Source organism: Dactylosporangium cerinum, from assembly GCF_042653625.1.
GTDB classification, from domain to species: Bacteria; Actinomycetota; Actinomycetes; order Mycobacteriales; family Micromonosporaceae; genus Dactylosporangium; species Dactylosporangium cerinum.
In genome coordinates this window covers 1-14,306 of record NZ_JBHSIU010000049.1, presented here as the reverse complement: position 1 = coordinate 14,306, position 14,306 = coordinate 1, and the positions used below count along the sequence as shown (strand labels likewise).

The window sequence follows — 14,306 nt, the reverse complement described above, 5'->3', positions numbered from 1 at the left end:
CACCGCATCCAGAAGGACCTACACCACCTCAATCCCTCCCTCAGCGTTCGTGACACACCAGCCAGCTCAAACACCGGCTCAGACCGATGCACGGACTACGCACCGACCGGACCGCGCAGACGATCATCACCGGGCACGCCTTCATGCAGAACCTTCGCCGAGGACATTACGAGCTCGGACTCGACGCGCCCTGCGGGCTCCGCGTCGCGGCGGCGTTCACCGAGCTCGCCGCCGCCATCTGAAGCCGGCCGCACTGGCTCAAAACGCGTCTCCCGATCGCCAAATGCAACAGCGCCTCCGGCCGACCTTCAGCTCGGGCCGAGCCCTCCGACGGTGCTGGCGTTTCCACTCCACAAGCTGCTCGCCGTTTGCCATCGCACGGGCCGCACACGACCGGCTCACCGCGGCATCGCGAGGGCATGCGCCTCCTACTGGCCAGCGTCGAACTACTCTACTGACCCCTTGAGCAGCCGATATTCGTTGATGTGACCGCGAGGGCACACCATGGCAACCTTGTTGAACGACGTGGCGCGATCTCCCAACGGCCGGCCGTACCGGTACACCTCAACATGCTCCGGCTCGGGATCACTCACCTGCCGGAGATCACCGCGATCGACATGCGTGCTGTCGCAGTCGGGGCAAGTCACAGGGGAAACAGCAAGCCTGCTTGTGTCGGTCACGGGACAGAACATCGCACACATCGACGGGAGGCCACTGAAGTTTGTCAGCCCATCCCCCAATCGAGCGTTGACAAACTAGACGCCAAGCACTTCCAGGCAGCCGACCAACTCGACGTAGTAGCCGGAGAGGGTCGACCGTCGGCGGGCCATGCCCTATTCGGCGCAAACGTCGGCATGCTCGACCAGCCCGCATGCGCGCTTCATCACCGAACCACGTCAACAACGCCATGTGCCCCTATCTGCCCCCTCAGAGCGCCGGCCATCGGATTGCGCCGTCCATCGGATTGCGCCCCGCCGCAAACCTCTGGACACCCCTCGTAACCTCAGGTCATGACGACACCGGTCAGCCTGTGGCCGCTCGCGTTGATTCGCGAGAGCAACGATGCTGCAGCGCTCTTCTCCCGTGGCCTCGACGCCCTTCGTGCCATACGGCACGACTACACAGACGCGGTGGCGGTCATGTCCCTGCTGGCCCTCGGCGCCGAGAAGATGCTCAAACTGACGATCGGGCTGGCCAGCCGCGACCAAGGCGCAGCATGGCCATCCAAGGACCACATGCGCCGGAACATCGGACATCGGGTACTCAAAGCCGACCAAGTCGCTCGGCCACTGCTCGACACCCACTCGGGCACCGCCCCAGGCATGCTCGCCGACCTGAAACAACAGGTCAACCATGATCCAGTAGTCCCGCAGGCGCTGCGCGCACTTGACAGGTTCGGGGACGCCGGACGGTTCTACTTCCTAGACACGTTGGCCTCGGCTAACCAGTTGCAGGACGCCCCGCAGACGCTCTGGGCAGAAATGACCGCAGCCATAGCTGAGGGCAACTCAGATCTGCTGGCCGACCTCGCTTCACCCGACCGCTACAGTCACGGCCGACGGCAACTCAATGACACCGTAACGAGCGCACTCACACGATGGTGGCACCTGTACGCCACCGCGTGGCGTACAGGTGCTATTGGGGATGAGGCCAAACAGTATGCCTCGGAGCTCGACCTCCAGACGTCGGCACGTGACTGAGACCTGTCGAGCGGGCTGAACAGCGCCTCGAGGCGTATCTCCGCAGCCAGTGCCGTCCGGTGGTGCCGGACGGCCCTGACCTTTCCTGGCAAGTAGGGACTACGTGGCAGGCTGGTCGTTCTCATGTAGAACTCGGATCAGCTCGTCCACGGTTACGAACGGGACCGGACCTCCGACGAATGCGGCCGGAACCGGCCGCCGTGTTACGAACAGCGGCCGAACCTCGTATTTGATGTCGCCGTCGGAAGTTGGAAGTTGGAGTGTGCGGGCGACCTCGGCGGCGTGAGGGGCGAGATCGGCGTGTTTGCGCTGGAGCTGGTCAAGGTAGCCGGGCTTCCTCCGATGAGCAACGTAGAACGAGTCCAGGTGGCGTCGGATCTCTGGCGTGACGACCACGTCGATTGGGTCTTTGACCTCAAGAAGCCAGATGATGCGTGAACCCGCTCGTCCTGCAACGACATCGATTTCACCGGACAGCGACGGAACGCCGAGGCGCTGCGGGTCGGTCATCTTGACACGAGTTGCCAGCGAGTACTTCGCCGCAGCGACGATGGAGGCAACGTCGCGTTCTAGGGCGATGTTGCGTTCGTCGCGGATGCGTTCGAGCGCTTCGTTGACTGCCTTCGGTGGTTCGGGCTGAGTCCACGGCAGCGCACCCTGCTGAAGGTAGTTCATGTAGAGGCCCAAGACCGCGAAGCATAGGTGCGGAGCGAGGACAACCGCGCTGTTCGTTAGCTCGACGAGGGGCTGCACTAGAAGACGGCGCTGCCGACTGCGGGCAAGCCAGGGCCGCCACGCAACACTTCGGAACACGCTTCCGGTGCTGGTGAGCAGCTCGACTACGGCGTTCACCCGCTCTGGGCCGGCAGCTTCGTCGTCGAACGTGATGGAGTCGAGCAGGAACTGCACGACTTCACTGCGTGTGCTCCGCACGATGTGGTCGCCGTCCGGCGGGATCGGCCAACGTGCAAGCGCAAGCAGTGCGGTGCACACGTCGCCCGCTGACGCCCTGTAGTTGGCGAGCATGGCGCTGTCGAGCTGCGCGGGGATAGGTGTCGTCCTCCCACCAGCGCCCGTTCCGCTGGGTTCGACCGAGACGGCTTCCGGCGGCGGCAGCATGGTTGAGCCGAACGCGTGCTCGGCTCTTGCGCGCTGGAACATCTCCGCGTCGAGCGCATAGACCGGACGTTCCCCCAGCATCGTTGACGCCGGAACCTGTGCACCACCCTTGTCGTCAACATCGATCTCGAAGAGATCGGAGATGACGAGCGCTGTCGGGTTGAGCTGATGGTGGACGGCTTCACTGCGGTTCGTCGCCGCCAGGTACACCATCGACGCTGCGAGGATCTCCATCCAGGCGATCTGGTCGACCCGTGCTGTGCCTGTCGGTTCCTCGCGCAGGGCGGCCTCGATCGCTGTTTCGCAACACCGCCGTAGGGTGACGTGATCGTTCTCGAGCTCACCGGATCGGGCGATTGGGTCCCATGACAAGGTCATGCCACGTGTTCCCTGCAAGCGGATCTCGGCCCGACGCTTGGCGGCGACAGCTCGATCGATCTGCCGCATCCCCACCGTGACGACCTCGTCCACCGTGTGGCGCGCGAGTCGGTCGACGAGTATCCGCAGGGCCGCCGGCGCAAGGACGTCACGGTCGAGTGCCTTGGCGCCTTCACCGAGATAGGTGCCCGGTTTGGTTCCGGTTGCCTTGACCGCCTGGGCGACGGCCCGCTCAGCGATGCTGACGAGCGCATGATCCAGCGGCCACGGCTCCGGAAGATCATGACGGGCGGTCGGTCCGTGCCCGACTTTCACCGAATATGTTGGAGGCGAGCTGACCCATGCAGCGTGGAGGGCATCGGCTGGATGATTGGCGACACCCGCGTCGATCATCATCTGCTTCACGGCGGCGGCCATGACGGCACGCCCAGCGTCGATGTCAGCTGCTGCGCACTCCGCCACACCTTCTGGATGCACATTCAGGTGGGCGTGCACCAGGTTGCCCTGCGCGAGTGGCTCGACGTCAACGGTGCCAACCGTGATGAGCGGCACTTCCTTGTGGTTGGCGTCGTCGCCGATGTCTGTCGTCGGCGGGCTCAGGTAGACGCGGTACCCGAGGCAGGGTGTGTTGGTATGTGCTTCGGTCCACACATCTACCGTCTGATCGAATCCGAACGCGAACGCACCCGCCAGGGTGTTGAGCAAGCCGACGTGCTGTTCCGTCCATCGGGGGTCGGCACACCGAATCGCGACAGGAATCCGACCGGTGTGGATGTGCCAGCCCGTGAGCGACGGCATGGTCGTGTCCGCGGGATCGGCTGTCGGCGCGGGCTCGTCGAGCAGTCGAGCACTTTCGGAGTACCACCCGAACACCGTCGGCGGGCCGGAGACGACATCGTCGACGTCGATCCAGTCGGCGATCGGTGACAGCCGGAGCGTGGCTAGGGCCTGCTCAAGGTCGGCCCGCCTCACGCCACGGTCCCATTCGGCGTCACCCCAGTGCGGTTCGATCGTCACCATCGTCGGCGACGTCGCGCCGGCGAACAGGGTCTTGTTGTTGCGGCGCCACCATTCCCAGATGTTGATCGTTTCAAGGCCGAACAGCTTCGGTCGGGCGTGATGGGCCATCTCCCGGCAGAAGGTGAAGAGGTCCGTGGTGTGCTCAGCGGTCGTGGATGCCCAGAGCAGGTCGTCCAGCGACATGACGGGGAGACCATTCGGCTGACTTGGCGACGCTGAGTGCCCGGATGCCGCCACGACGAGCAGCGGAACGACTTCGACACCCGGCTCCAGCTCGACATGACCGCCAGGAACTCGGATGAGTGTTGGACCATCTGAAGCGTCTCTAGCGCGACCTGCCGCACGCAGGGCCTCAGGGGCACGGCGGAACTTCGGTGTCGGACCGCCCAGCCACACAGCCATCTGGACTGCCAGAGCGCGGCGCTCGCCGATACGGGCGACCCACTGCACAACGTCGTCATCGGACACCATCGGCCCGTCGTCTTCGTCCGGTGCGCCGTCGACGAAATCGGCGAAGCGGAACAGGGCACGGCGAATTCGATCGGCGGCCAGTTTCGCGAATCGCGTCGCGCTTGGCTCATCGGTCGAGGCGAGAGCCGCCAGCTCGACGACTCCGCAGGCTGCGGCCTCGGGCAGAAACGCAAGCGGCAACCAGACTCGCTGCTCCTGTTCAGTGCCCGTTCGAGGTAGGTGCGCCGCGAAGTACCGGCCAAAGGAGCTCTGCGGATCAGTTACGTCGTACGCCAGTGCCCCCGGGTCGGCGGTCGCCCAGGTGTAGGCCGCGCTCGCTCCCGGAGATGCAAGCAACCCTTCCGGTATCGGTCGACGAAGCAGAGTCGCTGCTGCATCGACCTCCGCAGCGGTGATCTTGGCGTCGGCGGGTGGTTCTCCGTTTGCTGTTGGCCAAGCCGGTTCCAGGATGCTGATGGCGTGGTCGGCGTAGCGCAGGACCAGACTGGTGTAGTCACGGACTCCGAAGCCGAGGATGGAGACGAGATGGTTGTCGACTGCGTCGGCGACCAGCGACCAACGCGCCACGTCCGCCAAGGGACGCTCTACCGACCCGGGGAACAGACGGAGCGCAGCGTCGTCGGATCGACCGAAGACGAGGTCGCGCGGGTCCTTCGGGATGAAGTCCTCATACCTTTCGATCCGGTGATCGTCGCGGCGGCAGTCGTCCAGCAGTTTCGGCAGCTCGGCGCGGCTGACCGATCTGCCGCCAGAGGACCGGCGAACCGCATGATGAAGCAGATGTCCAACGGAGGGCCATCGATGCCGAGTCTCCGGACTCGCGCCAGCCGCCGTCAGTAGTCGGAGAAGACTTTCACGATCACGGTTCGCCAGCCGCTTGCCCAATGGAGCGGCTGGCGTCGAGCCGGAGCGGCGGCGCGTTGGCATTGCCTCTACCTCGCTAAAGAGTCTGACTTGCTGTCGCCGCACGACGCTAGCGAATACCTACACGTGAGGTCGCCACCTTTTCCGGCAGACGTCTTCGTCAGCTGCGGCGGCGTCTCGCCGCCGCTTGATCTGAATGGAATAGACGTGCGGCCAGCATCGTCGTGGCGCATGCTTGCGGACGTGAGATCACCAGAGCAGCGTGCTACCTGGTCCGACCTTCGCTCGACGCGATTCGCTCCTCCTGGTGCGGCGAGCGGTGATTCGGCACGTCGGGCGACGTATGTTGCCGCCTTGCAGCAGGCCGAGGAGCTGTTCGATGCCGCCAGTTCCGTAGGTGTAGCCTCCGCTCCACTGCCACTGTTCTACGGGCTGTCGCAGGTCGGCCGGGCTATCGCCGCCGCTGCATCGGCGCTCAGTGGCGAAGACTGGCAGCTCTCTGGTCATGGCATCAAGGCGCAGCAGCTCGATGGCAGGCTCATCGAGATTCGGCTTTTGCCATCCCGAATGACAGCAGGTCGTCATTCGTGCGTCTGTCCAGCCTGCTAGATTCGCCAACGTGGACGGGTGCAGAGGCGAAGACTTTCGCGTGCCTGTGGGATGGCCTCCCCGAACTGGGAATGCAGCCGATATCGCCATCGCGGAACAACGCCCGACCGCCATTGCTTGCCACACCGAACTCCTCACTTGACGGTCACCAGATGGTGGCCGCCTGGATCTCGGGCATCCCAAGCAGTTTGGCCGCCACCGGAACGACCGCCGCGGACTTCAACGATTTCATGACCGGTTACCCGACGGCCGCCGGCTACACCTACGTGCATGACGGCACCGGACGCCCGCAGTACCACCTCGACGCCAACGGGGACACCGTCGGGGTGCAGATGCACTGGAGCGCAGGCGAGCGGTACCCGGTTCCAGAGGAGATCCGGGTTGCGCGACTGAGCCAGGCGGTCCGCCCATACACCGGCGGCAGGTTCTACCTGTTTCCCCAGGCCCTTCCTGGGCGGCCGCCCTTGCACCCGTTGATGACATGGTGGGCGTTGCTGTACGCACTGTCGATGCTCGCGCGGTACCACCCGGGCGCCTGGGCCGCTGCAATCGACGTCAACAGGAGCGAGCACGCTACCGCCTTGGAACAGCTCCTGGCTGAGGCTGTTTCGACGGTCCCGGCGCTAGTCCTGGAAGTTCTCCGAACGGCGCCCTGATCGTCAGAGGCGACCACGCCGCAAGAGACAACTCCGGCCGTTCTGGTCAAAGCCTGGCGAGCCGGATTGCGTCGGTCGTGGTGATGATCAACCGGTCGCTACGGCGTTGGTGCTGCCGGGGCTCGGCGGCGGATCTGCGTGTCGGTGTCGCCAAGCGGGGGCAGCGTCGGGTTGCTCGGCAGCAGCGCCGTGGTCGGGCCACTCGCCGGGCCACCGGTCGACGTGCTGCTGCTGGTGGTGGGCCGGGTCGTCAGCGACGTCGAGATCGGCAGGCTCGCCGAGTACTTCGGCGAGGATCAGCTACACACCCAAGCCATCGGAATCAACCAGCAGGCAGGCGACCTCTCAGGTGCGCTTCTACTGCGGCCGTAGTGTGCCAGCCATAGGACGGCGGTTGCGGTCTCGACCGTAGGGAATCCCGCGCTCGGTACGTGTTGATGATCTGCTGCCGCTGGTTCGTCGGTGTGCTGCCGGTGAGGTCAAAGCGGGCCGATTCGGCGAGCGCGGCGTCGACTCGGTCGAGGACGTCGCAGAAGTAGGAGAAATGACGACGCAACCGTATGTTGAGCGCTCTCGACGACACGCCGTGACCGCTTTTATCATCAATGTGACGGACATCGTTGGCTTGGCTCGATCGCTGGAGGCCGCTGCATGGACTGTGGCAGACACCATCCGCGTCATTTTGGGCAACCTGACGCCTGAGGAGGTTGCGGAACGAGACGCTGCTGCCCGCCGACGTCGGGAACGCGCCGAGCAGACCAGCGCGCCAGCTGACCCGCAAAGTGACGAAACATTTCGGCAGCACACGCGGCGATTGGAACTCGCTGCTGGGATCTCCAGAGTGGAACTACGCTGCCACCAGGACACATGGTTGTTCGTGACGACGTGGATGCAGTACGGACGGTATCCGGCTGGATTGCTTTCGTTCCCAGACAACTGGTGGAAGGAAAGCTACCGCAGTCGCGTCACGGAACTGGAACACGACATGCGTGAAATCAGCCTGTCCGGGATCCAGGTCGCGGAGATTCTCGACCGACTTGCGGTAACGCTCGGTCTGCCCGGGACCTCACGGCCGATATATCTCCCACGCGCAGGCGCCACGGATCGCGCGTTGGCGCGCAGACTGTATGACGGGATTGGCGCCATTGTCGACCTGGTCCAACCCGCCAGCTCGGACCAGGTCAGCCTGCCACCGATCGTGATCGACGACCGCCCAGCCGCGCTGTCGAACGAGACAGGGAACGCCGAGATATAGACGGCGCTGCCCAGCCCGCTCTCGCAAGCCCGAGTCCTCATTCAAGGACACACCGTGGTCGGCTGCAACTGCTGCACCCGACCCGCCAGCCAGACCTCATACCACCGCGGTCGGCGTTCGCCGGGTTCCGGTTCCCGCCCGACGTCATCATGGTCGCCGTCCGGCTGTACCTGCGGTACACCTCTCCTACCGCGACGTCGAGGAACTCCTGATCGAGCGGGGTGTCGAGGTCGACCACGTCACCGTCTTCCGCCGGGTGCACCGCTTCACGCCGACGCAGGTGCCGCGGTCGCCGGCCAGCTCCGCATCGAGGAGCTGCTGATTGCTGCAGTAGTCGGCGAGGTGCGCCGCCGCGAACGCTTGCACACCGTCGTTGGCGGTCGACGCTGCTTCAAGCAGGCCGCCGGGGACACCGATGTCGAGCTGCAGTCCCCACCGTCCGGTCGTCAGCTCCCGTGGCAACAGATTCATGCCTGTGAGCCTGCTGCACTGCGGCATTCTTTGGAAGTTGGACAGGGTTGACCACAGCTTGTGTTGGCCGACCTTGTTGAGGGGACGCTGAAGGCCTGTCGTCGGTTCGCCGTCGTAGAGTTTGAGGCTGCGCGGTCGGGCAGGCGGCCGCAGTAAACAGCCCGGAGATGTGATGGGTAGTTCGAGCGACACTCCCGCCGATGCGGCAGCAGGAGTGCCTGCAGGCGTAAGCACCTACTCCACCGGCGGAGGAGGGGTGACATTCGCCCGCAGAGTGGCGGCCACTTACCTCGCAAGCATGCTCACACAGGGCCGGCGCAAAGAAGTGAGCGAGTTCCCAATCCGATCGGTTTCATTTCAAACCGGACCCACGCATCCGGTTGACGATCTGCTCGTGGCAACAGGTGACCACGACATTGAACTCGCGGTCGCTTGTCGAGCGACTCCAAACTTCGTAGTCAGTCACGACGAAACCGTCAAACTCGTCGGCTCGTTGCTCGACGAGGTAGCCGCTCACCCAAACGGGCGCGTCGCTGTCGCCGTAGCCGGTTGGAAGTCCGAGTGGGGGCAGCTTGCCAAGCTGTGCGACCTGGCGCGGGCCAACGGCAACGCTCGCACCTTCGATGTCGACCTTGAGACAGCGGGCCGCCGGTCGCAGCCTGAACGTGGACGATACCTTCATTTGCGGCGGATGATCGCGAAGCTCCTCGAGATGGAGCCTGACGACGCTGTGGTGAGAGAACGGGCATGGAACCTTCTCGCCCGTCTGTACATCCTCGGATTTAGGGTGCAGAGCCCTGATGAGTCCGATTGGGCCGCCGTGGCCACCTCGTTGGACTCTGTCTCTGCCGAAGCCTCAGATGGGCTCGTCCTGCGTGACCGGCTTGAGGTGAAGGCAGGCGACTACGACGTTCTCGGGGGCAATGTCGACCTCAACCTGTTGAGAGCCGACACGCATACGTTCCTCGACGCCCGATCCACCCGCACCAAGCAGGCATGGAAGATCCTGGACCAGCAACGAGCCGTGGCGCTGCGAGCCGTGCGCGACACTATCGGCGCTGGCGAGACGTTGCTAGCGCTGCCGTTCGCCAAACGACGTGAAGACCTCGAATCCGCGATATGCCGGATCGCCAACGATCACGGCGCGTTGGTCGTCACCGGTTCCTCGGGTACTGGTAAAAGCGCCCTGACGCTATCGTCCATCACAAAACTTGAGACTGTCGATCCCAACGGCTTCGAAGCCGTTGTCGTCAACTTTCGCGAGCTGCCGAGCACGGGTATCGAGCTGCAACATCTCATCGGACTGCAGCTCAGCGATGTCATGGCGGAACTCTCGGCGCCACGTCGGGTTCTCGTTGTTGATGCTGCCGATGCAGCTGCCGAACGATCTGCAGGACTGCTGCTCGACCTCATATCAGCTGCCTCGACGGCTGGACTGGGAGTGGTCGCGGTCGCCGCCGACCACGCGGCGGGGTTCGTCCGCGAACAATTGACCATCGCTCGGAAGCGGCCCGCCGAGACCTTCCACGTCGCGCCGCTGGACGACGACGACCTCGCCCAGGTCGCAGGACGCTTTCCTCTCCTGCGCGGACTGCTTCGGAACCTATCGACCAACTCCCTACTCAGGCGACTGGTCGTACTCGATCTGCTCGCGCGGACTGACACGGCCCTCGACGGCCCGATGAGTGAGTGGGACTGCCTTCAGCTGATTTGGAGCAGGGTTGTCCGCGGTGACGGACGTCCCGGCCGCGGATCGCCGCAGGCACGGGAAGATGTCCTACTCAAACTTGCCGCAGCGGCGCTGGTCGGCCCCGACGATGCTGCTGCCGCGGCGATCTCTCTCGACCCGTCCGCAGTCGATGCTCTGCGTACGGACCACCTCTTGGCGCCTCACAACGTCTACCGCCCGCAGCCGCAGTTCGCACATGACGAAGTACGCCGCTACGCAACCGCCATCCGCCTCGTTCACACCGACCAGATCGTCGACACGCTCCGCGTCGCAGGAGTGCCGCGATGGGCGTTGTCAGCCGTTGCGCTCGCGTGCAAAGGTCACCTGGTCGATCCGGGCCGCCGGCCTGAGCTCGTGTTCAAGGGGCTGGTATCGAGTTTTAAAGATCTTGCGCGTACCCACGGCAGCCGGTGGGCAGATGTCCCGATCGAGGCCGTCCTGGACACACCATCTGCCTATGAAAGCCTCCGGGCCGCCATCGACACTCCACCTGCCGATCTGCGACTGGCTGACGTTCTGCGAGTCATCACGCAGCGGTTCACCTTCAACACGACCATCGACCCGTCCGCCGGGGCGCCCGTCGTGCGCTACCTGATCGACCGCAACGAGCCGTGGAACGTCTCCAAGCAGGCGTTCGAGGTTCTGGCGAGCTGGCTCCAAGGCCTCATCGTCACAGGCCATCCAGCTGGCCATCCGCTTCGCGAAGCACTCCGCGCAGGTTTGTTGACCTTTTGGGCACGGTTCCCACCAACCGAAGCGACCGACGACCTCACACCGACATGGACAACCCGGCCAAGGCGGCAGCACAAAGACCTTGACTACCGGGTCACCAGCGACGAGTTCGTTGAGACCTTGGCTCTTCTCGGGCCAGACATCAACGCCGACGTCGAAGCCTGCTTTTTGGCGCTCGCCGAAGACGCGCCGTCGTCACTGGCACCGGCGGTCGACGCGCCGATCAGCGCACTCAGCATCACCCGCTACGACCCCGAATTGCTCGCCAAGCTGGTATCGGCCTACTACATCGAGCAGGACACCGACGATTGGTGGGGCGATCACGGCGAGGGTATCCGCGATCACCAAGGGCGCTGGAAGGGCTACGGACCGCCGTTCGCCGCCTTCTGGTTCGGCGGCTTCCTGCAGCTCCTGCAGACCGCGTCACCAGCCACATCGATCCGAACGCTCAACAGCATGCTCAACCACGCTGCGCGTACCCGAGTCGAAATCTCTGCAGGACTGCGCGGCCGTCCGCGCTCCCGTCCATCCGCGGAGGAGCCTGACGCCTCAGCAGAGGCCGCCGACGAACTCCCTGGAGTCACACTGACACTGACGAGCCAGCCCTGCCTGTACATCGGCGACAACCACGTTTGGGCATGGTACCGAGGAACGTCCAGTGGCCCCTACCCCTGCATGAGCGCGCTGCAGGCTATGGAGCGGTTCGCCCAGCAGCTACTCGACAGCGGGACCAGACCCGAGTTCATCGTCGAGCGGTTCCTCGACGGTTGCGAGAATCTCGCGGTCCCAGGCTTGCTGTACGGGCTGTTCGTCCGCAACGCCGAAAAGGCCGGCGAGCAACTTGACCGGTTCCTCGTCGAGCCCCTGGTCTGGATGCTTGAATTCAGCCGGACGATCAGCGAGCATGTCGGCTTCCGGGCATCTGGACCGGACGACTTCACCCACGGGGAGCGCCGCCGCTGGACACCGCAACAGGTGTCCCTTTGGCTCATGGCGCATGCCGACAACACGCGCCGCGCCGAGCTACGCAGCATCGGTGAGCAGCTCGTCGCTGGCGGGACTCGGCCAGGGCTCAGCGAGGCCGAGATACGGCACTGGGCTGCGAACTTCGATGAGAGTCGGTACCAGGTCACCCGAGACGACGACCAGGTCTATATCGAAGTCGTTCCGCCGCCCGAAGCCATCGAGGCCCAAGCCGACATCATCGCTCAACAGCAACAGAACCATGTCGTGCTGCGTCTTCAGAATCGCTACTGGGTGGCCGCCAGGCCCGGCAGTGGTGACCTACCACCCGCCGCTGCGGAGATCGCCGCCGATTTAGAGGTCGCGCAGGCGCTGCTCGAAGCGGAGCAGCACCACATGCGACCGCACGATGCCGTTGCGCAGGTCGTGCGAACGGCAATCGAGCGCGCCGCCACAGGCGAGCCCGATGCGCTCGGCAGCAAGGGCGCCTTCGCCGTCGGGGTGATGATGGCCGTCGCCGATATGTTTCTCGACTCCCCAGACCTGCGCGACGAAGGTCAGTATTTCGAGCTCGGTGCCGACCGTGCCGTTGCCCGAGCGTTTCCATCCCTCCTGATGCACGCTCTCGCTCCGGCACTCTCCGAAGCCGACGTGTCCGTCACAGATGTTGCCACCGCGGGGCTCGCGCTCGCCGGCAGGGGGCCACTCGAAACTCGTCTCTTCCTTGCCCGTGGATGCGATCTTGTGTGGCAGTCGCCGTGCACTGCGCCCGATTGCATCCACAAGACAGCACTCGCGTGGATCCTTGAGACAGCCCGAAGTGCAGAGATTGGGCCTTGGAACGTCGAGAGTCAGCGCTCGACGCGGATAACGATAGAGGGCGACGTCATCGCGCGTCTGAAGGAAGTCGACGGTGCGACGATCGACGTCGCTGTTCTCGATCCGGCCATCCGCGCCTTGGGCGTTGCGGCTACAACCAATCACTGCATCACCAGCGAAGTCCGCCGCCTGCTCGCCGAACTTATCGCCGTCCAGAGGCAGTCCATGATCCAGCACAAGAAGAAGGACAGGACCAGGACCGTAGATCAGCGGGGCACGCATGCACTCATCGCCGCACGCGCCCTTCTGCAGTCCTACGCGGTTGACGCAGACCCGCGTCCCGTCTTCGAACACCTCGACGCAGTGCGACACGACGCTGGGATCCTGCTCAACTTCCTCCACGGACTGGCAGCCGCCGGCGCTGAAAACGACACCCTGGCCGATGCAGCGAGACGCCTGTGGCCGAGCCTGCTCGCCCACTCCCTCACGTACGCCGACGAGCAACCCAATGTCTACCGTGAGCGACCCTGGGGCTCCTGGGCAGCGGCCGCGCTACTGCCGAACCCGTTGCCTTGGACACAAGGGCTGTACAACGAACTATCTGACCAACCCATCGACTGGGTCATCCCGAATGAACTCACTGACCTAGTAGAACAATGGATTCCGTTAGGTCTCGGAGAGGCGCGCTGTGTCGACGCTCTGGTTAGGCTCCTGCAGAAGCTGCCAATCCAGGATCAGGTGACTCATGGACTGTCCTGGATTACCGCCCTTTGCGTCCAAGACGGCCGCGTCACGGCCAACGAATCGGCCCCGTCCAACGACTGGCTCACATCGATCCGCGCAGCAGCTGAAGAGCACGGCACACTTCCACAGTGGCAGGCACTAGTCGACGCTCTCGTGGTCGCCGGAAACTCACGTCTCGCTGCTTACAGCATCTGACTCAACTACCCCAGGTTCACCCGGCTCTCGACCCTCTCCTCGATCCCGTAACCCTCCCCTGCGCCGCGCAGTCAGCGCTCTTTGACGGTGATGCTGGTGGTGTCGGGTCCGTCCAGCAGCCCGGTGAGGGTCGCGATGGCGTACCGCAACTGCCGGTCGGTGACGTTGCGCTTGCCGAGAACTCATCCGTGCTGGTGAGAGCCAGTATGCGTAGCCGCTACGGTCTTGGCGTGGTTCCCCGTTCGGGTTCTCGCGTACCTGGTGCTCGCTGCGGCATGATGGTCCGTCGTGCTGCTGCGACTGGCCTACCTCGGACTGACCAACGTGTTCGCGGTACTGCGCCTGCTGCCCACGAGTAACCGGGACAAGGACATCGAGATCCTCGTCTTGCGGCATCAGATCATGGTGCTGCAGCGCCAACTCGGCAACGAGCAGATACGGTTCGACAACGGCGACCGGGCGTTCCTGGCGGCGTTACTGCACCGGCTACCACGCGACGTGCTGAGCCGCATGCGGCTGTTAGTACGCCCCGAGACGGTACTGCGCTGGCACCGCGATCTGCTCGCACGCCGGCATGCACG

At 64.4% G+C, this 14,306-nt stretch carries 8 protein-coding genes and 3 pseudogenes; 9 read left to right on the top strand and 2 right to left on the bottom strand.

Annotation, left to right across the window (positions count from 1 at the left end; genetic code table 11):
• Positions 1–62 precede the first annotated feature (62 nt).
• Positions 63–242 (top strand): annotated as a pseudogene (locus ACFPIJ_RS36365) (IS6 family transposase); the annotation flags it as partial.
• Positions 243–1,010: 768 nt separating this feature from the next.
• Positions 1,011–1,700: a hypothetical protein gene (locus ACFPIJ_RS36360; RefSeq protein WP_380122191.1), complete on the top strand. Its 690-nt coding sequence runs from the start codon at positions 1,011–1,013 to the stop codon at positions 1,698–1,700.
• Positions 1,701–1,799: 99 nt separating this feature from the next.
• Here ACFPIJ_RS36360 and ACFPIJ_RS36355 read toward each other — a convergent pair whose 3' ends face one another.
• Complete coding sequence (locus ACFPIJ_RS36355) at positions 1,800–5,615, bottom strand: hypothetical protein (protein WP_380122190.1); 3,816 nt, start codon at positions 5,613–5,615, stop codon at positions 1,800–1,802.
• Between the two features lie 168 nt (positions 5,616–5,783).
• On the opposite strand from ACFPIJ_RS36355, the gene ACFPIJ_RS36350 reads away from it, so the two are divergent.
• The 5 genes and pseudogenes from ACFPIJ_RS36350 to ACFPIJ_RS36330 form a co-directional block, all read left to right on the top strand.
• Positions 5,784–6,161 carry a YaaC family protein gene (locus ACFPIJ_RS36350; protein ID WP_380122188.1) on the top strand — a complete coding sequence of 126 codons (378 nt, stop codon included), beginning with the start codon at positions 5,784–5,786 and terminating at the stop codon, positions 6,159–6,161.
• Positions 6,140–6,817: a YaaC family protein gene (locus tag ACFPIJ_RS36345; RefSeq protein WP_380122186.1), complete on the top strand. Its 678-nt coding sequence runs from the start codon at positions 6,140–6,142 to the stop codon at positions 6,815–6,817. Before ACFPIJ_RS36350 ends, ACFPIJ_RS36345 begins: the two co-directional genes overlap by 22 nt.
• Before the next feature lie 171 nt (positions 6,818–6,988).
• Positions 6,989–7,189: a hypothetical protein gene (locus ACFPIJ_RS36340; RefSeq protein ID WP_380122184.1), complete on the top strand. Its 201-nt coding sequence runs from the start codon at positions 6,989–6,991 to the stop codon at positions 7,187–7,189.
• A gap of 214 nt (positions 7,190–7,403) precedes the next feature.
• Positions 7,404–8,072, top strand: coding sequence for a hypothetical protein (locus tag ACFPIJ_RS36335; protein WP_380122182.1), 669 nt, complete (start codon positions 7,404–7,406; stop codon positions 8,070–8,072).
• Between the two features lie 149 nt (positions 8,073–8,221).
• A pseudogene (locus tag ACFPIJ_RS36330) lies at positions 8,222–8,346 on the top strand (IS6 family transposase); the annotation flags it as partial.
• A gap of 549 nt (positions 8,347–8,895) precedes the next feature.
• On the opposite strand, the gene ACFPIJ_RS36325 reads toward ACFPIJ_RS36330, so the two are convergent.
• The gene (locus ACFPIJ_RS36325; protein ID WP_380122180.1) at positions 8,896–9,225 is read right to left on the bottom strand and encodes a hypothetical protein; all 330 of its coding nucleotides are present in this window, start codon (positions 9,223–9,225) and stop codon (positions 8,896–8,898) included.
• Between the two features lie 9 nt (positions 9,226–9,234).
• On the opposite strand from ACFPIJ_RS36325, the gene ACFPIJ_RS36320 reads away from it, so the two are divergent.
• Entirely contained in the window at positions 9,235–13,725 is a 4,491-nt protein-coding gene (locus ACFPIJ_RS36320) for an ATP-binding protein (protein ID WP_380122178.1), read from the top strand.
• 288 nt (positions 13,726–14,013) lie between these two features.
• Positions 14,014–14,306, top strand: a pseudogene (locus ACFPIJ_RS36315) (integrase); the annotation flags it as partial.